The organism is Enterobacter sp. BWH64, assembly GCF_001037645.1.
GTDB classification, from domain to species: domain Bacteria; phylum Pseudomonadota; class Gammaproteobacteria; order Enterobacterales; family Enterobacteriaceae; genus Enterobacter; species Enterobacter hormaechei_C.
In genome coordinates this window covers 1077018-1100899 of record NZ_KQ089922.1, presented here as the reverse complement: position 1 = coordinate 1100899, position 23882 = coordinate 1077018, and the positions used below count along the sequence as shown (strand labels likewise).

At 55.4% G+C, this 23882-nt stretch carries 23 protein-coding genes, 1 tRNA gene and 1 pseudogene; 14 read left to right on the top strand and 11 right to left on the bottom strand.

Annotated features, from left to right (window positions below):
• Positions 1–105 precede the first annotated feature (105 nt).
• On the top strand, positions 106–1080 hold the full coding sequence (locus tag SK50_RS05245) for an SIR2 family protein (protein ID WP_255353944.1): 975 nt from the start codon (positions 106–108) through the stop codon (positions 1078–1080).
• Between the two features lie 314 nt (positions 1081–1394).
• On the top strand, positions 1395–3116 hold the full coding sequence (locus SK50_RS05240; protein ID WP_048229150.1) for an ATP-binding protein: 1722 nt from the start codon (positions 1395–1397) through the stop codon (positions 3114–3116).
• A 13-nt stretch (positions 3117–3129) separates the two neighbouring features.
• Here SK50_RS05240 and SK50_RS05235 read toward each other — a convergent pair whose 3' ends face one another.
• From SK50_RS05235 to rraB, 5 genes are all read right to left on the bottom strand, one after another.
• On the bottom strand, positions 3130–4407 hold the full coding sequence (locus SK50_RS05235; protein ID WP_048229148.1) for a tyrosine-type recombinase/integrase: 1278 nt from the start codon (positions 4405–4407) through the stop codon (positions 3130–3132).
• Between the two features lie 163 nt (positions 4408–4570).
• Positions 4571–4655 (bottom strand) — tRNA-Leu (locus SK50_RS05230).
• A gap of 105 nt (positions 4656–4760) precedes the next feature.
• Positions 4761–5483: a hypothetical protein gene (locus SK50_RS05225; protein WP_045344410.1), complete on the bottom strand. Its 723-nt coding sequence runs from the start codon at positions 5481–5483 to the stop codon at positions 4761–4763.
• Between the two features lie 30 nt (positions 5484–5513).
• Positions 5514–6272 (bottom strand): tRNA isopentenyl-2-thiomethyl-A-37 hydroxylase MiaE, encoded by a 759-nt coding sequence (gene miaE / locus SK50_RS05220; protein ID WP_023295833.1) that lies wholly within the window; start codon positions 6270–6272, stop codon positions 5514–5516.
• Positions 6273–6318: 46 nt separating this feature from the next.
• The gene (rraB, locus tag SK50_RS05215) at positions 6319–6744 is read right to left on the bottom strand and encodes a ribonuclease E inhibitor RraB (protein ID WP_045344408.1); all 426 of its coding nucleotides are present in this window, start codon (positions 6742–6744) and stop codon (positions 6319–6321) included.
• A gap of 99 nt (positions 6745–6843) precedes the next feature.
• On the opposite strand from rraB, the gene SK50_RS24095 reads away from it, so the two are divergent.
• The 3 genes from SK50_RS24095 to xynR all read left to right on the top strand — a co-directional run bounded on the left by SK50_RS24095 (position 6844) and on the right by xynR (position 8885).
• Entirely contained in the window at positions 6844–6939 is a 96-nt protein-coding gene (locus tag SK50_RS24095; protein WP_213083700.1) for a putative translational regulatory protein ArgL, read from the top strand.
• Positions 6909–7913: an ornithine carbamoyltransferase gene (gene argF, locus SK50_RS05210; RefSeq protein ID WP_045344406.1), complete on the top strand. Its 1005-nt coding sequence runs from the start codon at positions 6909–6911 to the stop codon at positions 7911–7913. Before SK50_RS24095 ends, argF (SK50_RS05210) begins: the two co-directional genes overlap by 31 nt.
• Positions 7914–8126: 213 nt before the next feature.
• On the top strand, positions 8127–8885 hold the full coding sequence (xynR, locus tag SK50_RS05205) for a DNA-binding transcriptional repressor XynR (RefSeq protein WP_032670692.1): 759 nt from the start codon (positions 8127–8129) through the stop codon (positions 8883–8885).
• A 4-nt stretch (positions 8886–8889) separates the two neighbouring features.
• Here xynR and SK50_RS05200 read toward each other — a convergent pair whose 3' ends face one another.
• The 5 genes from SK50_RS05200 to SK50_RS05180 all read right to left on the bottom strand — a co-directional run bounded on the left by SK50_RS05200 (position 8890) and on the right by SK50_RS05180 (position 15700).
• The gene (locus SK50_RS05200; RefSeq protein ID WP_045344404.1) at positions 8890–10500 is read right to left on the bottom strand and encodes a glycoside hydrolase family 43 protein; all 1611 of its coding nucleotides are present in this window, start codon (positions 10498–10500) and stop codon (positions 8890–8892) included.
• 11 nt (positions 10501–10511) lie between these two features.
• Positions 10512–11894 carry an MFS transporter gene (locus SK50_RS05195; protein ID WP_045344402.1) on the bottom strand — a complete coding sequence of 461 codons (1383 nt, stop codon included), beginning with the start codon at positions 11892–11894 and terminating at the stop codon, positions 10512–10514.
• A 226-nt stretch (positions 11895–12120) separates the two neighbouring features.
• Complete coding sequence (gene yagF / locus SK50_RS05190; RefSeq protein WP_045344401.1) at positions 12121–14088, bottom strand: xylonate dehydratase YagF; 1968 nt, start codon at positions 14086–14088, stop codon at positions 12121–12123.
• Between the two features lie 14 nt (positions 14089–14102).
• Positions 14103–15011: a 2-keto-3-deoxygluconate aldolase gene (gene yagE / locus SK50_RS05185; protein WP_048229147.1), complete on the bottom strand. Its 909-nt coding sequence runs from the start codon at positions 15009–15011 to the stop codon at positions 14103–14105.
• 236 nt (positions 15012–15247) lie between these two features.
• Positions 15248–15700, bottom strand: a complete 453-nt coding sequence (locus SK50_RS05180; protein WP_023295826.1) for a YhcH/YjgK/YiaL family protein — start codon at positions 15698–15700, stop codon at positions 15248–15250.
• Between the two features lie 675 nt (positions 15701–16375).
• Between SK50_RS05180 and arcA the strand changes: the two genes are divergently transcribed.
• The 5 genes from arcA (at position 16376) to SK50_RS05155 (ending at position 21652) form a co-directional block, all read left to right on the top strand.
• Positions 16376–17596, top strand: a complete 1221-nt coding sequence (gene arcA, locus SK50_RS05175) for an arginine deiminase (RefSeq protein ID WP_048229144.1) — start codon at positions 16376–16378, stop codon at positions 17594–17596.
• Positions 17597–17606: 10 nt separating this feature from the next.
• The gene (arcC, locus tag SK50_RS05170) at positions 17607–18518 is read left to right on the top strand and encodes a carbamate kinase (RefSeq protein WP_045344400.1); all 912 of its coding nucleotides are present in this window, start codon (positions 17607–17609) and stop codon (positions 18516–18518) included.
• A gap of 119 nt (positions 18519–18637) precedes the next feature.
• Positions 18638–19642: an ornithine carbamoyltransferase gene (gene argF, locus SK50_RS05165; RefSeq protein ID WP_003863360.1), complete on the top strand. Its 1005-nt coding sequence runs from the start codon at positions 18638–18640 to the stop codon at positions 19640–19642.
• A gap of 46 nt (positions 19643–19688) precedes the next feature.
• Positions 19689–21092: a YfcC family protein gene (locus tag SK50_RS05160; RefSeq protein WP_045344399.1), complete on the top strand. Its 1404-nt coding sequence runs from the start codon at positions 19689–19691 to the stop codon at positions 21090–21092.
• Between the two features lie 80 nt (positions 21093–21172).
• Positions 21173–21652, top strand: a complete 480-nt coding sequence (locus SK50_RS05155; protein ID WP_003863366.1) for an arginine repressor — start codon at positions 21173–21175, stop codon at positions 21650–21652.
• Positions 21653–21655: 3 nt separating this feature from the next.
• Here SK50_RS05155 and SK50_RS23785 read toward each other — a convergent pair.
• Positions 21656–21773: pseudogene (locus tag SK50_RS23785) on the bottom strand (hypothetical protein).
• Between SK50_RS23785 and SK50_RS23065 the strand changes: the two are divergent.
• From SK50_RS23065 to ridA, 4 genes are all read left to right on the top strand, one after another.
• Positions 21753–21857, top strand: coding sequence for a pyrBI operon leader peptide (locus tag SK50_RS23065; RefSeq protein ID WP_071524139.1), 105 nt, complete (start codon positions 21753–21755; stop codon positions 21855–21857). The pseudogene SK50_RS23785 and the gene SK50_RS23065 overlap by 21 nt on opposite strands.
• A gap of 34 nt (positions 21858–21891) precedes the next feature.
• Entirely contained in the window at positions 21892–22824 is a 933-nt protein-coding gene (gene pyrB, locus SK50_RS05150) for an aspartate carbamoyltransferase (protein ID WP_048229143.1), read from the top strand.
• 12 nt (positions 22825–22836) lie between these two features.
• Positions 22837–23298, top strand: coding sequence for an aspartate carbamoyltransferase regulatory subunit (pyrI, locus tag SK50_RS05145; protein ID WP_003863370.1), 462 nt, complete (start codon positions 22837–22839; stop codon positions 23296–23298).
• A gap of 73 nt (positions 23299–23371) precedes the next feature.
• The gene (gene ridA / locus SK50_RS05140; RefSeq protein ID WP_003863373.1) at positions 23372–23758 is read left to right on the top strand and encodes a 2-iminobutanoate/2-iminopropanoate deaminase; all 387 of its coding nucleotides are present in this window, start codon (positions 23372–23374) and stop codon (positions 23756–23758) included.
• Positions 23759–23882: the final 124 nt, after the last annotated feature.

Below are 23882 nucleotides of genomic sequence, written 5' to 3'. Positions count from 1 at the left end.
CGCGCGATGCCAATAAAAACATTTACATCGACGCCTTTTTTTTGGGGCATCCTGTGTAGTAAATTTATGATTACAAAACCACTACATCTTCAAGGGATCCTGACTATGCCTACTACACCGGATGGGTATGTTTCATATTTAAAACCAAGCAGCAATAAATGGAAAGCACTAAACGACGACTCATATCTTTATTGGCGAGACCTTCAGGCCAATAAAGTTATACAGGATGCAGGAGCTCCTATTCCTCCTGCGCTACCATTATCTGAAGTGGAAAAAAAAGACTTAAAAGAAAACCAAGCATATATAAATGAATTTTTGCTAAAATCATTACAATTCCCTAACTTATCATTTTTCGCAGGCAGCGGTACTTCTCTAGGTGATGTTGGTGGGCCAAGTATGTGGGATCTATGGAAGTGTGCTATGTGGATAGATCCAACAACAGACGAAGAGGGCAAACTAAAACCAATTGCATTAAGTGTATGTGAAAAAGTTAAATATCAAGACATTGAATATCCTAACATTGAGCATTTCCTTTCAAATTGCGAAGCTTTTCTGGCATTCCACCATGACGGTGAAGTGCTTGCATTTTTAAATGAAGTTAAAACAATAATATTAAATAAGTGTAGAGATTTCCTTGAAAATGGAAGTAGCGATCTATCCTCATATGTAAGTCTTCTCCAAAAAATGGGGAGGCGGAGAGTAAGAGATCCAAGGCTAAAAGTATTCACAACTAATTATGATTTAACATTTGAGACTGCCGCATCAGAATTAGGTATGATGGTTGTAGATGGACTTTCCTATACAGGCGTTAGAAGGTTCGATGGTAAATATTTTAATTATGATGTAGTTCATAGAGATGAAAATGAACATGAATTCATAGATGGAGTATTCAATTTATTCAAATTACATGGTTCTGTTAGCTGGATACGAAAAAACGGACAAATATATGAAAATCAAAACCCAACAGCAACAAATGCCTGTTTGATCTATCCAGCGAAAGGTAAATATCAACAAGCTTTTATTCAACCTCATCTTGAATTACTTTCCAGACTTCTTGATTTCCTCAGAAAAAAAGAATAGCTGTCTTATTATTTCTGGCTTTGGATTTAATGATGACCATCTTTCAGAACCTATTTATTCTGCGATAAAATCCAATCCTAGCATGAGATTAATTGTGGTGGATTTTAAATGCGTCACACATATAAACAACAAGGGTGAGAATGGGTCTAGCAAATATTGGGGGTTACTTAAAGAACTTTCATTATCGGGCTATGATATTCATTTTTTGAATGCCTCTTTCAAAGATTTCGTTAATTTAATACCCAACTTAAGAGCACTGACACCTGCAGAACAGTTAGCAAAAGCTATCAAGCAAGTGGGAGGAAACAACTAAAATGAATAGTTCGCTTTTACAAAACGGTATTTTAAGAAGCGCTTTGAAAGTTGGAGTTATTTCATCTATTTTTGCTCAAATGGCAAGAGTTAATTTAGTATATGCTGGTGAAGTTAGCGGTGCCTACATTGATGGAAATCGTTATGGGAAAGGAGAAGTCGGAGAGATTTTATTAATTGAAGGACAACAATCTATCGTTTTAGGCAGACTGATTGAGGTCAAATTACCTGAACGCGAAAGAGGAGAGATATCAGTAGAGTCTCAGGGAAATAGAAAAGTTGATGCAATTGGAACTATACAGCTTCTTGGCACAATTGATGCCTCGAGTTTTCGTGTCGACTCGGGGATAAAATGTTACCCTCGATTAGGTGATAGAGTATATTCTGCACCGTTAGATTTCATTTCATTAATACCCGAGCTAATAAACAGAAGCTTAAGTGATGACGGTGAAAACCGAATAGGTATAGTGTTAGGAAATATATCAGGAGGTTCAACAAGCATTGTTACTGTTGAGCCAGACAAACTATTTGGCCGCCACTGCGCAATACTAGGAGCTACAGGTGGTGGGAAAAGCTGGACAACTGCAAAAATATTAGAAGAATGTGCAAATTATAATAATTCAAAGACTATAATTCTCGATGCCACAAGCGAATATAGATCCTTTAACTCTGAGGACTGTTATCATTATCATTTAGGTTCACCTATTAATCAAGCCAATGGTTCTATAGAATTTAGAATCCCCCCAACTGATTTCATGGAATCAGATTTTATCGCTATGTTTGATCCTTCAGGTAAAGTTCAGGGACCAAAACTGAAGGAAGCGATTAAAAGTTTAAGATTAGTTGCGATCGACCCTACTATTGCAACCAATGGTATTCTAAAGAAAATAAAACAACCTAAAACTGATTATCGTCGCTCAATGAATACTGGTGATAATTCAAAACTAGTTGATAATCCCTCTCAACCATTTGATATCACTAAATTAATTTCTCAGATAGTTCAGGAGTGCTGTTTTGATAATGGTGAAGACTCATGGGGTAATGCAGCCACGCAAGATTTGAGCTATTGTTCTTCTCTTTTAACCAGGATACAAGCCGTAACATATGCAAGCTCACTGAAAGCGGTTTTTCATGGAGATGAAAACGTCGCAAAACTGGGAGATATATTAGAAGACTTTTTAAGTTCAAATAAAAGAGTTCTTCGTTTATGTCTAAGCGATGTTAGCTATGAATTTTTTGCAAGAGAAATATTAGCCAATGTAATTGGTAGAAAACTATTAACTCTTGCTAGGCTTGAAAAATTCAGAGAAAAGCCACTTCTAGTCATCGTTGACGAGGCTCATAACTTCTTGGGTAAAAGGGTTGGATCAGAAGACCATTCTATTAAGCTTGATGCCTTCGAGATGATTGCAAAGGAAGGAAGAAAATATGGCCTAAATATTTGCCTAACAACTCAAAGGCCTAGAGATATAACCGAGGGTGTATTAAGCCAAATTGGTACGTTACTAGTACATAGATTAACAAACGATAGAGATCGAGATGTAGTGGAAAGAGCATGTGGTGAAATAGATAAATCAGCGGCTTCATTTTTACCAAGCTTAAAGCAAGGTGAAGTTGCGCTTGTAGGAGTAGATTTCCCCATCCCTATGACAATTCAAATAGCACAGCCGACTTATCCACCAGAGTCCGATTCTCCAGGTTACCGTAACGTTTGGAAAAAATAAAAAATAGGGTCTTTTAGACCCTTTTTTTTATTTGAGCATTCAGTTTAGCAAACTCGAATGGCGTAATATGCTTTCCAATGTTAGACATTAAATAATCGGCCCACCACTGCACCATTAAGCGACGCTCATCCAAATGCTCAGAAGTATGAATATATGCAGCGCGGACATTATTTCTTTCAGAGTGACTCAACTGGCGCTCAATAGCATCATCGCTCCAGAGCCCCGACTCTCCCAACGCACCGCGAGCCATCGTCCTAAACCCATGTCCGCAGACCTCGGTTTTCGTGTCATAGCCCATCGCACGCAATGCGCTGTTTACGGTATTTTCACTCATAACCTTTGTTGAATCATGATCCCCCGGGAATAGGAGTTCTTTATCACCACTGATCTGTTTGAGCTGTTCTAGCAATGCCATCGCCTGCCGACTAAGCGGAACGATATGCTCCTCTTTCATCTTCATGCCACGATACGAGTAACGCACACCCTTAATTTCCTCTCGTTTTGCAGGTACGCGCCAAAGGGCTTTATCGAAGTCGAACTCATCCCAACGCGCGAAACGTAACTCACTAGAACGCACAAAAGTCAGTAAGGAAAGCTCGACCGCGATCCGTGTCATTACACGGCCGCGATATGCAGCAAGACGAGCAAGAAACTCAGGGAAGCGGCTAGAAGGTAAAGCTGGATAGTGTCGTGCTTTGGTTGTCGATAACGCACCTGCCATATCACTGGCTGGATTAGAGTCGATGTAATCGTTCTGTACGGCGTAACGCATTATGGCCGTGACGCGCTGTTGTAGGCGCTGAGCAACGTCATGTTTACCAGTGGCATCAACTTTTTTAATCGGGGATAACAGGTGGCTGGTTTTGAGCAGGCGAATGTCAGACGAACCGATATGAGGGAAGATATAAAGCTCAAGATAGCGAAGAACGCGCGATCTATGGTCTTCACTCCAGCGCTTGTTACTGGCATGCCATTCACGAGCGATAGTTTCGAAAGTATATGCCCCCGAATTCTCAGCCTGAGTTTCTTTCTGTTCGGCTTTAGGGTCAATTCCCTGCACTAAGAGCTTTTTAGCCTCATCACGCTTTGCTCTTGCCTGAGCAAGCGTCACTGTAGGCCAAACACCAAAGGCAAGGCGATCCTCTTTTTTGTCAGAGGGGCGTCTGTATTTCATGCGCCAGTATTTAGAACCCTTGGCCGAGACCTCGAGATACAAACCACCGCCATCGGCCATTTTGTAGTTTTTGTCTTTTGGCTTTGCGGTCTCGACCTGTCTGGCGTTGAGCTTCATTTGGGGGCACATTTCTAATCGAAGTTAAGATGCCCCCAATTATGCCCCCAATGACATCCGGATTTCAACGGACTACCTCGGACAACTCAGGACGGAAAAACCGCTACAAGCATTGATTTTAAAGGGTTTGGTGGACTTTCTCGGATGGTCTTGGAAGTACTAATGGTGCCGAAGGCCGGACTCGAACCGGCACGTATTTCTACGGTTGATTTTGAATCAACTGCGTCTACCGATTTCGCCACTTCGGCACTGAAGGGGATGCGGAAACATTGTGGATTATACCTGTCGCGCGCCGCCATGCAAGCGACGACGCGCTAAACCCGCGCTAAGTGCCCAAAAAACCAGCGCCCTGGTTACTCCAGCTCAGACACTGCAAGACGAATCACCCCTGCCGCCTTCTGCTCCGGCAGCGCCAGCACCTTCGCCCACATCTCCTGCACCATATCGCAGGAGAGCTTCTCCTTGCCCACCGCCTTCTCCGGCATCTGCAACAGCTGGATGTCCTCGCCGTACTTATCGGCAAGCGCCTTCATAACCGGCCGGACATCCTCGGCAGCCGCCTCACGTTCGGCCTGCGTCACGGTGTGGCGGTTTTTGCCGTAGGCCGCGCGCATCATGTCGGCGTCGGCCTGCATTCGCCGCGTCATCAGGTCTTTATCCAGCATGCGCATCGGATTCACGCCGCCCTTCACCATCGGGTAGAGGAAGCGGAAGCAGGCGTCGTCGCTCACCTTCTGGATGGCGGCGGTCTGCTCCATGTTGATGGTCATGTAGTTCACCACGTTGGCGTCCGGGGCGTTTTGCAGGCGCGACATCTGCAAATGCAGGATCTGCGGCTGGATGGTGTCGATAATCTGCTGCTCCGGCTCGCCCGCTTTTTGCAGGGCTGCCATCTGGTCGAGGATGCGCTGATGCAGCGCGGGCTCCTGCTCCTTAATCACCTGCCAGGCAGGCATCGCGTTGAGGGTGGTATCAATCTGCGCTTCCGGAGCGCGTTGCCTGTCAAAGAACACCCAGAACGCCACGGCGGCGGCCGCGACAATAACAACGACCGTACTGATCCACGTTTTTTTCATCTCGCATCCTTATCCTTGAGTTGTGCCGGTTTACACCGGCACGCCGCTGTGGAAGCGAAACTCGTGGTCCGGTGTCGAGATAAGTGTGGCTTCAATTTCGCCAAAAAGCTGTATGCGCGGTGAGATATCGTCGTCGCTCACCTGCTGGGCCAGCGTCAGGTAGTCCTGATAATGGCGCGCTTCCGAGCGCAGCAGCGAGAGATAGAACTTCTGTAAGTCATCGTCGAGGAACGGGGCCAGCGCGGCGAAGCGTTCGCAGGAGCGGGCTTCGATGTAGGCGCCGCAGATGAGCTTGTCGATTAGCGTCAGCGGTTCGTGGGTGCGCACTTCCTTCAGCATCCCTTTGGCGTAGCGGCTGGCGGTGATTTTGACGTACGGAATGTCGCGGGCTAGCATCGCCTCGCGCACCTGCCAGAAGTGGTGCAGCTCCTCTTTAATCAGCAGCACCATGCTGTCGATGAGCGCCTGGCCCCACGGGTCGTCGGTTTTGGGCATCACGCTTTTGCCAATCTGCTTGTGCAGGGCGATGAAGTCCGGCTCCGGGCCGTCGCGAAAGGTGAACTGTTCGTAAGGTTTGAGCCAGTCGAGCAGCGCGTCGGCACCGCTTTCGTCGGCGACGTATTTACGCACCAGCAGCAGCGCGGTCTGGGCGGCCTTGAGCTCGCACACCATGTGGTCGGTGAGCAGCAGCGGCAGGTTCGCCGGGTCGCGGGCTTTATCAATCCATGCTTGCGGGGTCGGGCACTGGAGGAAGTTGAGTACGGGGGCGAGTATCTGCGGGTAATCCATGGTTCTGCCTTGAAAAAGCGGTGGCGCGGGCCACCGCCTGGAACGCTTAGTGACGCACGCCGTCGTCGTCTTCGTCGACGTAATCTTCGTCGTCGCCTTCTTCGCCGTCTTCACCGTTCGGATCTTCGAAGTAGGTTCCCCAGCCGTCGTATACCACGTCAAACTTCTCGGCCAGGTTCATCAGCTGTTCTACCTGCGCGTCGATCAGCTCCGCCTTCAGCGCGCCTTCGCTCAGGATGTCGCAGCAGATGACGGTGTCGCCCTCTTCCACTTCCAGCTCTTCCGGCTCGGTCACTTCGTAACCCAGCTTGAAGGCTTCCACGGCCATTTTTTCCAGCGCGTCGAAATCATCCGCAGAGAAATGGTGTTCGATGGTGTACAGCGCGTCCGGATCGCTACCGTCTTCCAGCAGTTCTTCAATAATCAGACGCGTCTCTTCGCGTTGCTCTTCCAGTAATTCCGGGTTTGCCATGGCTCAATCCTCTTTAAAGTGCGGCAGATACTTCTATTTTCACACACGGACGGGTTTGCCTCCACCTTTGTTGGAAAGATTTGTGAAACGGGGTTGCAAATGAATAATTACACATATAAAGTGAATTTTAATTCAATAAGTGGCGTTCGCCATGCGAGGATAAAATGTCTGATCTGTACAAGAAACACTTTCTGAAATTGCTCGACTTTACCCCTGCACAGTTCACTTCTCTGCTGACCCTTGCCGCACAGCTCAAAGCCGATAAAAAAAATGGCAAGGAAGTACAAAAGCTTACTGGCAAAAACATCGCGCTCATCTTCGAAAAAGACTCGACCCGTACACGTTGCTCTTTCGAAGTTGCCGCATTTGACCAGGGCGCGCGCGTTACCTATTTAGGGCCGAGCGGCAGCCAGATTGGGCATAAAGAGTCAATTAAGGATACCGCACGGGTGCTCGGGCGGATGTACGACGGCATTCAGTATCGCGGGCACGGCCAGGAAGTCGTCGAAACGCTGGCGCAGTATGCGGGCGTGCCGGTGTGGAACGGGCTGACTAACGAGTTCCACCCGACGCAGCTGCTGGCGGACCTGCTGACCATGCAGGAGCACCTGCCGGGCAAGGCGTTTAACAAGATGACGCTGGTCTACGCGGGCGACGCACGCAACAACATGGGCAACTCGATGCTGGAAGCGGCGGCGCTGACCGGGCTGGATCTGCGCCTGGTGGCCCCGAAAGCCTGCTGGCCGGAAGAGAGCCTGGTGGCGGAGTGCAGCGCGCTAGCGGAAAAGCACGGCGGGAAGATCACCCTGACGGAAGACGTGGCGGCGGGCGTGAAGGGCGCGGACTTTATCTATACCGACGTGTGGGTGTCGATGGGCGAAGCCAAAGAGAAGTGGGCGGAGCGGATTGCGCTGCTGCGCGGGTATCAGGTGAACGCGCAGATGATGGCGCTCACCGGCAACCCGGACGTGAAGTTCCTGCACTGTCTGCCGGCGTTCCATGACGACCAGACCACGCTCGGCAAGCAGATGGCGAAAGAGTTCGATCTGCACGGCGGGATGGAAGTGACGGACGAGGTGTTTGAGTCGCCGGCGAGCATCGTGTTTGACCAGGCGGAAAACCGGATGCATACGATTAAGGCGGTGATGGTGGCGACGCTTGGGGGTTGAGTCCTCTGCGCGTTGGTGCCCTCACCCCGGCCCTCTCCCACAGGGAGAGGGAGAAAACCCAGCCCGTAGGCCCGTGCAAGCGCAGCGCCGCCGGGCAAATCAGGCGACGATGCGGCTGATGCCCTTTCTCCCACAACCCGCTCTACTCAATTGATTTTTCACCCCGAAAAAGGTACGTTTTCGCCTTAATTCCAGCGTGGACATACCAGCATTATGCCGATTATTCAGTCTGTTGAACGTGCGTTGCAGATCCTCGACCTGTTCAACGAGCAGGCCACCGAGCTTAAGATCACCGACATCAGCAAACTGATGGGGCTGAGCAAGAGTACCCTCCACTCGCTGCTGAAAACCCTCCAGCTTCACGGCTATATCGATCAGAACCCGGAGAACGGTAAGTATCGCCTCGGCATGAAGCTGGTCGAGCGCGGGCATTTTGTCGTGGGCTCGATGGATATTCGGCAGAAGGCGAAAGGCTGGCTGACGGAGCTGTCCCGGCGAACCGGGCAGACTACCCATCTGGGGATCCTGGACGGGCGTGAAGGGGTCTATATCGAGAAGATTGAAGGCAAGCTCGCTGCCATCGCCTATTCGCGCATCGGCCGCCGCCTGCCGGTTCACGCCACCGCCATCGGCAAGGTGTTGATTGCCTGGCTGGGCGAGGCCGAGCTGAACGCCCTGCTGGAGGGCTATCAGTACACCACCTATACCCCTTCTACCCTTGCCTCTCGCGAAGCCTTAATGAGTGCCCTGGCGCAGACCCGCGAGCAGGGCTATGCCCTGGATAGCGAAGAGAACGAGCAGGGCGTGCGCTGCGTGGCGGTGCCGGTGTGGAACCACGAGTCCCGCGTCATCGCCGCCCTGAGCCTGTCGACGCTGACCTCCCGCGTGGACGACGCCGAGCTGGCTGATTTCCGCGAGCAGCTTCAGCAGGCCGGGCTCCAGCTCTCACGCGCGCTGGGCTACCCGGCCTGAGCCGTCAGACCGGCTCGTAGGTGAAGTAGTCGAAGTCAGCGTGGCAGCCGTCGCCGCTGATGTCCTCGCAGTGCAGTCCCACAAACGCGCCGGTGAAGAAGCCGCGCCCGCCGATATAGTCATCCGACAGCTTCCACGCCTCATACGTCACCGGCACGGTGTGCCACGTCTCGCCGTCGAACGAGTAGCTGTAGCGGTAGACCAGCGCATCCACATCCACCCTTAGCCAGACGCTCTTCGCACTCTCCGGCACGGGAATGGGCTGCTCGTGCAGCGGCCACGACGGCACGTTGTGGTCGAGCTGAATAACCTTAATCGTTCTGCCCTGCCCCTCCTCGTAGTCCACAAAGCAGTAGCTCCAGTTTTTGCTGTTGTAGTAGCAGGTCAGCCCCGCGCTCTGCTGGAAGTGCACCGGCGAGAACTGCATCCGCGTCTCGGCCCGGAAGGTGAAGTGCTGCCAGCGGCGCGCCACGGTCGACTGGGTAAAGGTCGAGTTGAGCGAGTCGTTGCCGTATAACCGTAAATAGCCGGAGCGCGCGGTGAGCGAGCCGAGGGTGTCGTCGAACGGAATGCGCAGAGTCTGCAATTCAGGGTCAAGCGTGCTGCCGTCGAAATCATCCCGCCAGCTACCCTGAACGGCGGCGGGCTGCTCCGCCACCTGCGGGCCTTTCACGGTCAGCTGCGCGTGCTTACCGCCCTCCACGTACGGCCAGCCATCGCGCCATTCAATGCGGGCGATGCCGGTCTCGCGCCCCAGCGGACAGTAACCGCGTCCGCCTGAGGCCAGCAGCGGCACGCCGGGCAGGCGCAGCGGGCGGCTGGTAAGGTAGGCCATATACCACTCCCCGGTGTGGGTTTGCAGCAGCGAGCCGTGGCCGCTCTTTTGCAGCGGGTTCTCCGGCAGGTGCCAGCTGGTCATCATCGTCACATCCGGGTGAAGCTCGTACGGCCCGTCGATGGTTTTTGCACGCAGCACCACGACGGCGTGCTCGTAGCTGGTGCCGCCTTCGGCAACCATCAGGTAGTACCATCCCGCGTGCCGATAAAGATGCGCCCCTTCGGTGTAGCAGAGCGGCGTGCCGGTAAACAGCGTTTTGCGCTCCGGCGAGAGGGTGCCGGTCTGCGGGTCAAACTCCTGCATCACGATGGTGTTGTGCGGGTTGCTGTGATGGCGCGGCCCCCACGGGCGGTAGAGGTAGTATTTGCGGCCATCGTCGTCGTGGAACAGGGACGGATCGAACCCGCCGTTGCCCATCGGGACCGGCTCGCTCCATGGCCCCTCAATGGACGGCGCGGTGACGAGGAAGTTGCGGCCATTTTTCCACGGCGAATCGACAATCTTCACGTCGGTATAGAGCAGCCAGAATTTGCCGTCGGCGTAGCTCAGGCACGGCGCCCAGATACCGCCGGAGTCCGGGTTGCCCTTCATGTCCAGCATCGACACGCGGTCCAGCGGCGTGCTGACCAGCGTCCAGTTTTTCAGGTCGCGGGAGTGATAGATGCGCACGCCCGGGAACCACTCGAAGGTCGAGGTGGCGATGTAGTAGTCCTCGCCCTGGCGGCACAGGGACGGGTCCGGGTTGAAGCCGGTGAGTATTGGGTTAGTGATTTCCATGTTGCCTCCGGTTAATGGGATGCGGCTGTCGCGGCGTCGGGAACGGCCTCGCCCTGCGCCGCGCGGTGCTTGATCAACTGCTGGCTGATGGCCTCCACGCGGGCGTCGGTGAGCTTGTAGAACGACAGCATGATGAACATGCCCGCGTAGAGCACCACCGGCACCACGCAGAACAGAATTTTGATGGTGGTCAGCACCTCGACCGGCTGCACGCTGCTGCTGGCGGAGTAGTTCACCCAGGCCAGGATCCAGCCCACCACCGCCCCGCCAATCGCCAGGCCAATCTTCAGGCTGAACAGGTAGGTGGAGAACACCAGCCCGTCGAGGCGACGTCCGCTGCGGCTCTCCTCGTAATCCACCACGTCAGAGGCCATCAGCCATTGCAGCGGCGTGGTGGTGTTAAAGACGAACAGGAACAGGATGTTGAGGGCGAAAATCAGGGCAATATGCTCCGCCGGCGTGAAGAAGATCAGCAGGCTAATCAGAGAGTAAGCGACAATGATCCACTTAAAGGCGGTAACGCGGTCGAAGCGGCCCAGCAGACGAGACGAGCAGAGCGAGCCGAACATGGTGGCGAGGCTGCCGTAAAGTAAAAACTGGGTCGCCATCTCCGGGTGATCCATCACGTATTTCACGAAGTAGAGCGTCGCCCCGCCGCGCACCACGTTAGAGCAGGTCGCCATCATCTTGAACGCGCACATGATCCGCCACTGGCTGTTGCCCAGCAGCAGCTTAAGGTCTTTCGCCACCGACGAGCCCGGCTGTACCTCAAAGGTGTAGCGCTCTTTGGTGGTGAAGAAGCAGACGTAGAGCAGCACCACGCCGCTCAGCCCCAGCACGCACATGGCGCCGAAATAGCCCACCTGCTCGTCCCCTTTGCCGATAATGCTCACCAGCGGCAGCGCGATGCCGCTGATGGCGAGCGAGCCTGCCGCGGCCAGGAAGAAGCGCCAGGACTGCAGGGCGTGACGCTCTTTCGGGTCGGCGGTAATGACGCCCGGCATGGCGCAGTACGGCACGTTAACGAAGGTATAGACCAGGGTCAGGAGAATGTAGGTCACGCAGGCGTAGATGATTTTGCCCTGCGCGGAGAAGTCCGGCGTGTAGAAGGTCAGCATGCAGACGATGCCGAACGGGATGGCGCCCCACAGCAGGAACGGGCGGAACTGGCCGTGCCGCGTGCGGGTGCGGTCTACCAGCAGCCCCATCAGCGGATCGGTCACGGCGTCGAGCACGCGGGAAACTAAAAACAGCGTCCCCATTATGCCCGCGGAGAGACCGAACACGTCGGTGTAGAAATAGGCCAGCAGGAACATCGTGGCCTGCCAGACGAAGCCGCAGGCGGTATCACCCAGCCCGTAGCCAATTTTGTCTTTCATGGTTAATTGCGTCATCAGAATTACACCCTTATGTAGTGTGCTGAATTACAACATTGTGTTACTGGAGTGTAATGAGCTGCTCAATTAACCAGCAATGGTCATATCTTATTTCTGAATTACGTTATTTCGCTTTTGTGACGCCAACGATATATCATAAGTCATTGTTTAAATTAGTAAATTAAAGACAAGTAAAAACCACCCGCGGAATATTTTCCGCAGGCGACTTTCTCTCAAAAAATAATTAAAGGCCGAGTGCTTTTTTACCGGCGTTAATTACCTCAATGATTTTATCGGTGTCATAAATACAGCCTTTCCAGGTGCCGCCACTCACGGACTGTAATGCCGCCCACAGCCGGGTATCGTCCGGCAAAAAGTCGTGAGCGTGCAGGTCCGGGTGCGTCTGCCGCCGCGCCAGCTCGCGCGCCCCCTCTTCCGGCGTTAGCGGGTTGTCCGCGGTACCGATGAAGTTCACGCTACCGGTCAGAGTCAGGCGGTCCACGGCAATCTCAATGATGTCGTTATCGCGCAGCTTACCAATCGGCCCTCCCGCCAGCGCCTCCGGCGATACGTGGCCGAAGCAGGCCCCCGTCGACACGCCCGAGAAGCGCGCATCGGTGATTAACGACACCGTCTTGCCCCACGAGATATGCTTCAGCGCGGAGGTAAGCTGGTAGGTCTCTTCCATACCGGTGCCGGACGGCCCGCCGCCGATCACCACCATGATATCGCCCTGCGCAATCTCTTCCCGCTTTATGGCCTTGATGGCCTGCGCTTCCGAGACAAACACCCGTACCCGGCCAGTGTGGCGGTAAACGCCATCGTCATCCACCACCGACGGGTCGATCGCCGTGGCCTTGATCACCGATCCTTCCGGCGCGATGTTGCCCGTCGGGAAGCAGACCGTCGAGGTCAGCCCTTTCGCTTTTGCCTTCTCCGGCGGCAGGATCACGTCATCCGGCTCCACGCCGTCCTGCTCGCGCAGGCACTGGCGGAAGCGCTTACGGCGCTCCGAGCTCTGCCACCAGTCGAGGTTCTCGCCCACTGTCTGGCCAGTGACGGTCATGGCGTCCAGATGCAACAGGCCGAGATCGCGCAGGTGGAGCATCACCTCCGGCACGCCGCCCGCGAGGAAGGCGCGCACGGTCGGGTGATAGTCCGGGCCGTTGGGCAGCACGCTTACCAGGCGAGGCACCCTGCGGTTGACGCGCGTCCAGTGTTCAACGTCCGGGATCGTGCAGCCCGCCGCGTGGGCGATGGCTGGAATGTGCAGCAGTAAATTAGTGGAGCCGCCGAACGCCGCGTGGATCACCATCGCGTTTTCGATGGCTTTGTCGGTGAGGATATCGCGCGTGGTGATGCCACGGTTATCCAGTTCACTGACCGCGCGTGCCGACTGGCGGGCGATCTCCAGCCACACCGCCTGCCCGGACGGCGCCAGTGCAGAGTGCGGCAGCGCCAGACCCAGCGCCTCCGCCACTACCTGCGAGGTGCCCGCCGTACCGAGGAACTGACACCCGCCGCCCGGCGACGCGCAGGCGCGACAGCCCAGCTCGGCGGCCTCCTGCAAGGAGAGCTCATGGTTGGCGAAGCGCGCGCCGATGGTCTGCACTTTGCCCGCATCTTCCCCCACGGTGGGCGGCAGCGTCGCCCCGCCCGGCACCAGAATGGTCGGCAGATCGTGCATGGAAGCCAGCGCAATCATGGTGGCGGGCAGCCCTTTATCGCAGGTTGCCACGCCGATCACCGCCCGGCGCGTCGGCAGGGAGCGGATCAGGCGGCGAAACACGATCGCCGCGTCGTTGCGGTACGGCAGGGAGTCGAACATGCCGTGCGTGCCCTGCGAGCGACCGTCGCACGGATCGCTGACGAAGGCGGCGAACGGGATCCCGCCGTTGCGGGTGATCTCCTTCGCCGCCGCCTGCATCTGCATGCCGATCTCCCAGTGCCCGGTGTGGTAGCCCAGCGCGACCGGGCGTCCGTCTCCGGCGCGGATGCCGCCCTGGGTGCCGATGATCAGCACCTCTTTGCCGGTGAGCTTGTTGGCATCCCAGCCCATCCCGGCGTTCTGCGTCATACCGAACAGGTTGCCGCTGGGGGATTCCATCAGCATCTGCGGTGTCAGCGGCAGCGTGCCCTGCGGCCCCGCCGCGTGGGTGATCACCGCATAAAACGCATCGTCCTGTGGGGTGAAAATTTTCTCAATGGTCATCGTTATCGTCCGGCTCAGCAGAGTTTGAGCTGTTGTAACAGGGTTTTCAGCTGCGCCTTGCGCGGCTCGTCCAGCGGCGAGGCTGGCGGCAGGACGTGCGTAGAAATCGGGCGGCCGCAGAGCACGATCGCCTCTTTAATGACGTTCACAAACGGCGTATCCAGCTGATACATCTGCGGGATTTGCAGCAGGGTCTGATGATACTCAGCCGCTTTCGCCACGTCGTTATCCCGCCAGGCTTTCAGAAGATTTACCGACACCTGTGGGGCAAAGTTGCCGCTGGCCGAGATCGCCCCGTCGCCGCCTAGCAGCAGGGTATTAAACAGATGATCGTCGTAGCCGCACAGCACCGTGAAATGAGGATGGGCGCCTTTAACGGTGTGGATCATGCTGCGCAGGTGAGCGACGGAGTCGATGGTGTCTTTAATGCCGACGATGTTACTGCGCGAGTCGGCGAGGGTTTTCACCAGTGCCGGGGTCAGATCCTGCCCGGTCAGCGCCGGGAAGTTATAGAGCATCACCGGCAGCGTGACGCTGTCGGCCACCTGCTCGAAATAGCGGATCAGGTTCGCTTCCGACACTTTCCAGTAGTAAGGGTTGATCACCACGATGCCGTCCGCGCCCGCCTGCTGCGCGTGCTGGCTCAGCTCAATGGTTTCCCGGGCGTTGGTGCCGCCGGTGCCGATCAGAACCGGCACGCGACGATCGACATGATCGATCGCAAACCGGGCAATGGTTTTACGCTCTTCGGCGCTGAGCTGGGAGAACTCGCCGCCGCTGCCCAGGAAGAACAGGCCGTCGACGCCCGCAGCAATCAGATCGTCGATCAGCGCGGCGGTACCCGGTTTATCGAGCTGGCCATCGGCGGCAAAAATGGTGGAGACAGGGGGAATGATACCCGTGAACAACGCGGACTGCGGCATGAGATCTCCTTGTTGAAACATTTTGTTCTACATTATAGAACGGCGTTCATTAATTTAACGATCATACTATGACGCAGAAAAAGCGCAGGTAAATGGGAAGGGATGAGGGAGTGCGGGAAGTTTAAGCTGGATCACATTATGCGTGGGTGCGGTCTGGTGCCCTCACCCTAACCCTCTCCCACAGGGAGAGGGAACTTTTACACCCTCTCCCCGTGGGAGAGGGCCGGGGTGAGGGGTTACTCTACCAGCATCTTCACCACAACCTTACGCACCTGCGCCGGCGCTCCCGCCGCGCACAGCGGCTTATGCACTTCGCCCGGCCAGAACACCACAAAATCCCCTTCGCTCAGCACCACGGTTTTCTCCTGCTCGCCTTCCGGCAGGAACGCGATGTCTTTTTCCGCCAGCCAGTCGGTGTCCGGCGTACCGTGCGGCAGGGTACTGAAGGTCATCCCTTCCTGACCTTTTAGCACAATCTGAATATCCAGATAGCGTGCATGGTATTCAGCGCGACGCTCGGCGAACGGCTGGGTCATGTCCTCCGAAACCAGATAAAACAGGCTGTTGCCATTGATGTCGTGCTTACCGGTCGGCGTTGCGTCGGTGACGTGGGCCTTAACGTGCTCAATGGCCTGGCGCAGCTCTTCTGGCAGCCAGGACTGGAGATGATGAATATTGCCAATAATCATGATACAACCCTCAGATTAAAACATTGTTTCATTTTTATGTTTTATACGAGAATTGCCTCTTCCATACCAGCCCTTTTTTGACAAGATTTGCGTCAGCGCATGTTTATCGGGAAATGTGTTAATCCACTGTTAATTGCACACAGGCATTTATGCAGTGGTTATGCATAACCTCATTTCATGCACTTTGCACATAGGATCTAACTCACTGAATTTAAAGCATAACTCACAAAACCTGTTGGTGTATCACACTTTATCACTTTGGTTATTTCCTTTAAAAATCCATAATTATTTATTGATTTATCTTAAGTGAAAAATAGTTAACTGTCATTATTGCATAGCTATTCCCGTGACAACATTTTATCTATTAAAATCAACAACATAAATAAATATTTCAAAGCGTGTGATTCTACAAAATAATAACAACTTCAAATATTGCCACCCGTTCCTGCTTAGCTATTCATCCCTTAATAATATGAAATTAATCATTATCTGATACGAATCATGCAATTGAAAATAAACTGCTCAATATCGGTTTTCGCGTGAGCAATGTCACAATAACCATTATTTAAGCGCCTACTATAAATCACGAAATCAATTGAGCTTAGCCGCCATGAAATTAAACACATCACATGGCGCATGCCCTTTTTATTCTGAAAAAAAGTTAAAGGAATAATTATGGAAAAGCATTACGTCGGTTCTGAAATTGGTCAATTGCGTAGCGTTATGCTGCACCGTCCTAATTTAAGTCTGAAACGGTTAACCCCCTCAAACTGTCAGGAGCTGCTATTTGATGACGTGCTCTCGGTTGAACGGGCGGGTGAAGAGCATGACATCTTCGCAAACACGCTGCGCGAGCAGGGTGTGGAAGTCCTGCTGTTGACCGACCTTCTTACGCAAACGCTTGATATTGCTGAAGCAAAAGCCTGGCTTCTTGAAACACAAATCTCCGACTATCGCCTGGGACCAACCTTTGCCGCCGACGTGCGCGGCTGGCTGGCGGATATGCCGCACCGCGAACTGGCGCGCAGATTAAGCGGCGGATTAACCTACGGTGAAATTCCGGCGGCCATTAAAAATATGGTGGTCGATACCCACACGGCGAATGATTTTATTATGAAGCCGCTACCGAACCACTTATTTACCCGCGATACCTCCTGCTGGATATATAACGGCGTCTCCATTAATCCGATGGCGAAACCCGCCCGCCAGCGTGAAACCAATAACCTGCGGGCAATATATCGCTGGCACCCCGCATTTGCCGACGGCGAGTTTATTAAGTATTTCGGCGACGAGAATATTAATTACGACCACGCCACCTTAGAAGGCGGCGACGTATTAGTGATTGGTCGCGGGGCGGTACTGATCGGCATGTCCGAGCGCACGACGCCGCAGGGCGTGGAGTTCCTCGCCAACAGCCTGTTTAAACATCGCCAGGCCGAGCGCGTGATTGCCGTTGAGCTGCCGAAACACCGCTCCTGCATGCACCTCGACACCGTGATGACCCACATCGACGTAGCCACCTTCTCCGTTTACCCGGAAGTGGTGCGCAAGGACGCCCAGTGCTGGACGCTCACCCCGGACGGACGCGGCGGCCTGCTGCGCACCCAGGAAACCGACCTGCTGCACGCCATCGAGAAAGCCCTCGGCATTAACCACGTCCGCCTGATCACCACCGGCGGCGACGCCTTTGAAGCCGAACGCGAGCAGTGGAACGACGCTAACAACGTCCTGACCCTCCGCCCGGGCGTGGTGATCGGCTACGAGCGCAACGTCTGGACCAACGAGAAGTACGACAAAGCGGGCATCACCGTGCTGCCGATCCCGGGCGACGAGCTGGGACGCGGTCGCGGCGGCGCGCGCTGCATGAGCTGCCCACTGGAACGCGACGGAATTTAAAGGAGCCATCATGGAACGAAAACCCACTCTGGTTGTGGCCCTTGGCGGCAACGCGCTGCTCAAGCGCGGCGAGCCGCTGGAAGCGGAGATCCAGCGCCAGAACATCGAGCAGGCCGCCCGCACCATCGCCGGCTTAACGGAACAGTGGCGCGTGGTGCTGGTGCACGGCAACGGCCCGCAGGTCGGACTGCTGGCGCTGCAAAACAGCGCCTACGACAAAGTCACTCCCTACCCGCTGGACGTTCTTGGCGCCGAAAGCCAGGGAATGATCGGCTACATGCTCCAGCAGGCGCTGAAAAACAATCTGCCCCAGCGCGAGGTCAGCGTCCTGCTCACGCAGGTGGAAGTGGACGCCGCCGACCCGGCGTTCAGCAACCCGACCAAGTACATCGGCCCGGTCTACAGCGAAGCCCTGGCTAAAGCGCTGGCCGCGGAAAAAGGCTGGGTGTTTAAGGCCGACGGCAGCTACTTCCGCCGCGTGGTGCCGTCGCCGCAGCCGAAGCGCATCGTCGAGAGTGACGCCATCACGGCGCTGATTCAGCGCGACCACCTGGTGATCTGCAACGGCGGCGGCGGCGTGCCGGTGGTGGAAAACGCCAACGGCTATCGCGGCATTGAGGCGGTGATCGACAAAGACCTCTCCGCCGCCCTGCTGGCGCGCCAGATCGAGGCCGATGCCCTGCTGATCCTCACCGATGCCGACGCGGTGTACCTCGACTGGGGCAAGCCAACCCAGCGTCCGCTGGCGCAGGTGACGCCGGAGCTGCTCAGAGGCATGCAGTTCGACGCCGGATCGATGGGGCCGAAAGTGGCCGCCTGCCGCGAGTTCGTTGAAGCCTGCAATGGGATAGCCGGGATCGGCGCGCTGAATGACGGCGCGGAGATCCTGGCGGGCGAGAAAGGCACGTTGATTCGTAACTGAGTCGTTTTCCCCTCACCCTAACCCTCTCCCAAAGGGAGAGGGAATGTACGCCCCCTCTCCCTGTGGGAGAGGGCCGGGGTGAGGGCATCAGACAGCTAAATTTTAAAAAGGATTTCCCCATGACCATTAACCTGAAAAACCGCAACTTCCTGAAACTGCTGGACTACACCCCGGCGGAGATCCAGTACCTGATCGATCTCGCCATCGAGCTGAAGGCCGCCAAAAAAGCCGGACGCGAAAAACAAACCCTGGTCGGGAAAAACATCGCCCTGATCTTTGAAAAAACCTCCACCCGCACCCGCTGCGCCTTCGAAGTGGGTGCGTTCGACCAGGGCGCGCAGGTCACCTACCTCGGCCCAAGCGGTTCGCAGATTGGCCACAAAGAGTCGATGAAGGACACCGCCCGCGTGCTGGGCCGCATGTATGACGGCATCGAGTACCGTGGCTACGGCCAGGCCATCGTTGAAGAGCTGGGCGAGTACGCGGGCGTGCCGGTGTGGAACGGCCTGACCGACGAGTTCCACCCCACCCAAATTCTCGCCGACCTGATGACCATGCTGGAGCACTCTCCGGGCAAAACCCTGCCGGAGCTGAGCTTTGCTTATCTCGGCGACGCGCGGAACAACATGGGTAACTCCCTGATGGTCGGCGCGGCCAAAATGGGGATGGATATCCGCCTTGTGGCGCCGAAATCCTTCTGGCCGGAGGCGGGCCTGGTTGAGCAGTGCCGCGCCATCGCCAAAGAGACCGGCGCGCGCATCACCCTCACCGACGACGTGGAGGAAGGCGTGCAGGGCACCGATTTCCTCTACACCGACGTGTGGGTTTCCATGGGCGAGCCGAAGGAGGCCTGGGCCGAGCGCGTCAGCCTGATGAAGCCATATCAGATTAACGCGGACGTGATGAAGGCCACCGGTAACCCGAACGTCAAGTTCATGCACTGCCTGCCGGCGTTCCACAACGAGCACACCAAAGTGGGCCGCGAAATCGAAATGGCGTACGGCCTGAAGGGGCTGGAGGTGACGGAAGAGGTCTTTGAATCACCGAACTCCATCGTTTTCGACGAAGCAGAGAACCGCATGCACACCATTAAAGCGGTCATGGTGGCGACACTCGGCGACTAATCACCGCCCGGCGCGCCGCGGGGTGCGCCGGGTTCAGGAGAACATCATGGGCAAGTTCAAGTTTCCCTCCGCTTACACCATTCTCTTTTTTCTGATTGCCGTGGTTGCCGTGCTGACGTGGATTGTTCCGGCCGGGCAGTACCATATGGCGATGAACGAGGCGCTCGGCAAAGAAGTGCCGGTTGCCGGTACCTATGCACAGGTGGCATCACATCCGCAGGGGCTGGTTTCGGTGCTGATGGCGCCGATTGCCGGGCTGTACGATCCGGAGTCCGGCCAGGCCGGGGCCATCGACGTGGCGCTGTTTATTCTGATCATCGGGGGATTCCTCGGGATCGTCACTAAAACCGGAGCGATAGACGCCGGGATCGAGCGCGTCACCACCCGGCTGCGCGGACGCGAAGAGTGGATGATCCCGATCCTGATGGCGCTGTTTGCCGCAGGCGGCACGATTTACGGCATGGCAGAAGAGTCGCTGCCCTTCTATACCTTACTGGTGCCGGTGATGCTGGCGGCGCGGTTCGATCCGGTGGTTGCTGCATCCACCGTGCTGCTCGGCGCGGGGATCGGCACCCTCGGCTCCACCATCAACCCGTTCGCCACGGTGATCGCCGCCAACGCCGCCGGGATCCCCTTCACTAACGGCATCGCTCTGCGCCTGGCGCTGCTGGTGATCGGCTGGATCATCTGCGTGGCGTGGGTAATGCGCTATGCCCGCAAGGTGCGCAAGGATCCGTCGCTGTCGATCGTGGCGGATAAGCAGGAAGAGAATCTCGCCCACTTCCTCGGCAACAAGGGCGAGCAGTCGCTGGAATTTACCCCGGTGCGCAAACTCATCCTGGTGATCTTCGCCCTCGCCTTCGCGGTGATGATCTACGGCGTGGCGGTGCTGGGCTGGTGGATGGCGGAGATCTCGGCGGTGTTCCTCGCCAGCGCGATTATCGTCGGGCTGATCGCCCGCATGAGCGAAGAGGAGCTGACCTCAACCTTTATCAACGGCGCGCGAGATTTGCTGGGCGTCGCGCTGATTATCGGCATCGCGCGCGGTATCGTAGTGATCATGGATAAGGGCATGATTACCCACACCATTTTGCACAGCGCCGAGGGAATGGTCACCGGATTGTCGACGGTGGCGTTCATCAACGTGATGTACTGGCTGGAAGTGGTGCTGTCGTTTCTTGTGCCTTCTTCGTCCGGCCTGGCCGTTCTGACGATGCCGATCATGGCGCCCCTTGCCGATTTCGCTAACGTCAACCGCGACCTGGTGGTTACGGCTTACCAGTCGGCGTCCGGCATCGTTAACCTGATCACTCCCACCTCTGCCGTCGTGATGGGCGGGCTGGCTATCGCCCGCGTGCCCTACGTGCGCTATCTGAAATGGGTCGCGCCGCTGCTGGGGATTTTAACGGTGGTGATTATGGTGGCGTTAAGCCTGGGCGCCCTGTTGTAATTTGCCGGATGGCGCTGCGCTTATCCGGCCTACGGATCGGTGCGGTGCCACCGATTATTTCGGGAACTGATATGGGAACTATGATGGATTACGAAGAGTACTCTCCCAAAGAGCAACTACAGCTAACGGTCTGCCAGCGTCTGATCGCGGAAAAGAGCTATCTCTCCCAGGAGGAGATCCGCCGCGACTTACAGGAGCGGGGTTTTGAGACCATCAGCCAGTCCACCGTTTCACGTCTGCTCAAGTTGCTCGGTGTCATAAAAATTCGCAATGCCAAAGGGCTAAAGATTTATTCGCTGAATCCCCAGCTGCGCCCGGCCCCCGACGCGGCGCGTACCGTCTCTGAAATGGTGGTGAGCGTGGAGCACAACAGCGAATTTATCCTTATCCATACCGTCGCCGGATATGGCCGCGCGGTGGCGCGTATTCTGGATTATCACCAGTTACCGGAAATTTTAGGCGTGGTGGCCGGAAGCAGTATTGTCTGGGTCGCCCCCCGCGTGGTGAAGCGCACCGCGCTGGTGCATAAGCAAATTAATTATTTACTCAGAACGCATTAATATTCATAAAGAACCGTTTGCATTGAGTAAAGCGTGCATTAAATCGCTTGATCCCAAAAGCGAGCTGCGTATAATGCCCGACAATTTGCCGGGAGGAAGCATGGTCAAGCGTGTACGACATATTGTCTTACCGCGTCTGAAATCAGACGCTGGCCTGCCGTTTTTCTTCCCGTTGCTAAACCTATTCCCAGAGCCCCTCATTTGAGGGGCTTTTTTTTGCCCGGCGTCAGGAGATAAACATGAATCCGCTTTATCAAAAACACATCATTTCCATAAACGACCTCAGCCGCGAAGAGCTGGAACTGGTTCTGGAAACCGCGGCAAAACTGAAGGCCAATCCGCAACCGGAGCTGCTGAAGCACAAGGTGGTTGCGAGCTGCTTCTTCGAAGCCTCGACCCGCACCCGCCTCTCCTTCGAAACCTCCATGCACCGCCTCGGGGCGAGCGTGGTGGGCTTCTCGGACAGCAGCAACACGTCGCTGGGCAAAAAAGGCGAGACCCTGGCGGATACCATTTCAGTCATCAGCACCTACGTGGACGCGATTGTGATGCGCCACCCGCAGGAGGGCGCGGCGCGTCTGGCGACCGAGTTTTCCGGCGGTATTCCGGTGCTGAACGCCGGTGACGGTGCCAACCAGCACCCGACGCAGACCCTGCTGGATCTGTTCACCATTCAGGAGACGCAGGGCACGCTTGAGAACCTGAACATCGCCATGGTCGGCGACCTGAAATATGGCCGCACCGTCCATTCCCTGACCCAGGCGCTGGCGAAATTTAACGGCAACCGCTTCTTCTTCATCGCGCCGGACGCGCTGGCGATGCCGCAGTACATTCTCGATATGCTGGACGAAAAAGGCATCGCGTGGAGCCTGCACGCCAGCATAGAAGAAGTGATGGGCAACGTGGATATTCTCTACATGACCCGCGTGCAGAAAGAGCGTCTTGACCCATCCGAGTACGCCAACGTGAAGGCGCAGTTCGTACTGCGCGCCAGCGACCTCGAGGGCGCGCGCGACAACATGAAGGTGCTGCACCCGCTGCCGCGCATCGATGAGATCACCACAGACGTGGATAAAACGCCGCACGCCTGGTACTTCCAGCAGGCCGGAAACGGCATCTTCGCCCGCCAGGCGTTACTGGCACTGGTTCTGAATCGCGAATTAGCTCTGTAAGGGGAGACGACCATGACACACGATAACAAACTCCAGGTTGAAGCCATCAAGCGTGGCACCGTGATTGACCACATCCCTGCGCAGGTGGGCTTTAAGCTGCTGACGCTGTTCAAACTGACTGAAACCGACCAGCGCATCACCATCGGCCTGAACCTGCCGTCGGGCGAAATGGGCCGTAAAGACCTGATCAAAATCGAGAATACCTTCCTGACCGACGAGCAGGTCAACCAGCTGTCTCTGTACGCGCCGGACGCCACGGTTAACCGCATCGACGATTACGACGTGGTGGGCAAATCCCGCCCAAGCCTGCCGGATCGCATCGAAAGCGTGCTGGTCTGCCCGAACAGCAACTGCATCAGTCATGCTGAGCCGGTTTCCTCCAGTTTCGCAGTGAAAAAACGCGCCAATGACATTGCACTCAAATGCAAATACTGCGAAAAAGAGTTTTCTCATTATGTGGTGCTGGCCAACTAATTGAGGTTGGTAATGAAATCCCGGCTGTTATAATGGCCGGGAACATTCTTAACGCTGTAATTCTGGAGAAAAAATGAGCAAAGTACTCGCGACGGAAAATGCACCAGCGGCTATCGGCCCATACGTTCAGGGCGTTGATCTGGGCAGCATGATCATCACTTCTGGTCAGATCCCGGTGAACCCAAAAACCGGTGAAGTGCCAGCCGACGTAGCGGCGCAGGCGCGTCAGTCGCTGGAAAACGTGCAGGCGATCGTCGAATCTGCCGGCCTGAAAGTGGGCGATATCGTCAAAACCACCGTGTTCGTGAAAGATCTGAACGATTTCGCCACCGTTAACGCCACTTATGAAGCGTTCTTCACCGAGCACAACGCCACCTTCCCGGCGCGCTCCTGTGTGGAAGTGGCGCGTCTGCCAAAAGACGTAAAAATTGAAATTGAAGCGATTGCCGTACGTCGCTAATTTATTTCAATAAAGAGAAGGCAGCTCAGGCTGCCTTTTTTATTGCGACCATTTTTACTCTCTCCAGGCAATGACGCATCCCCCACTCCATTAATAGACTGACGCTGCCTTGTTATATTCTAAT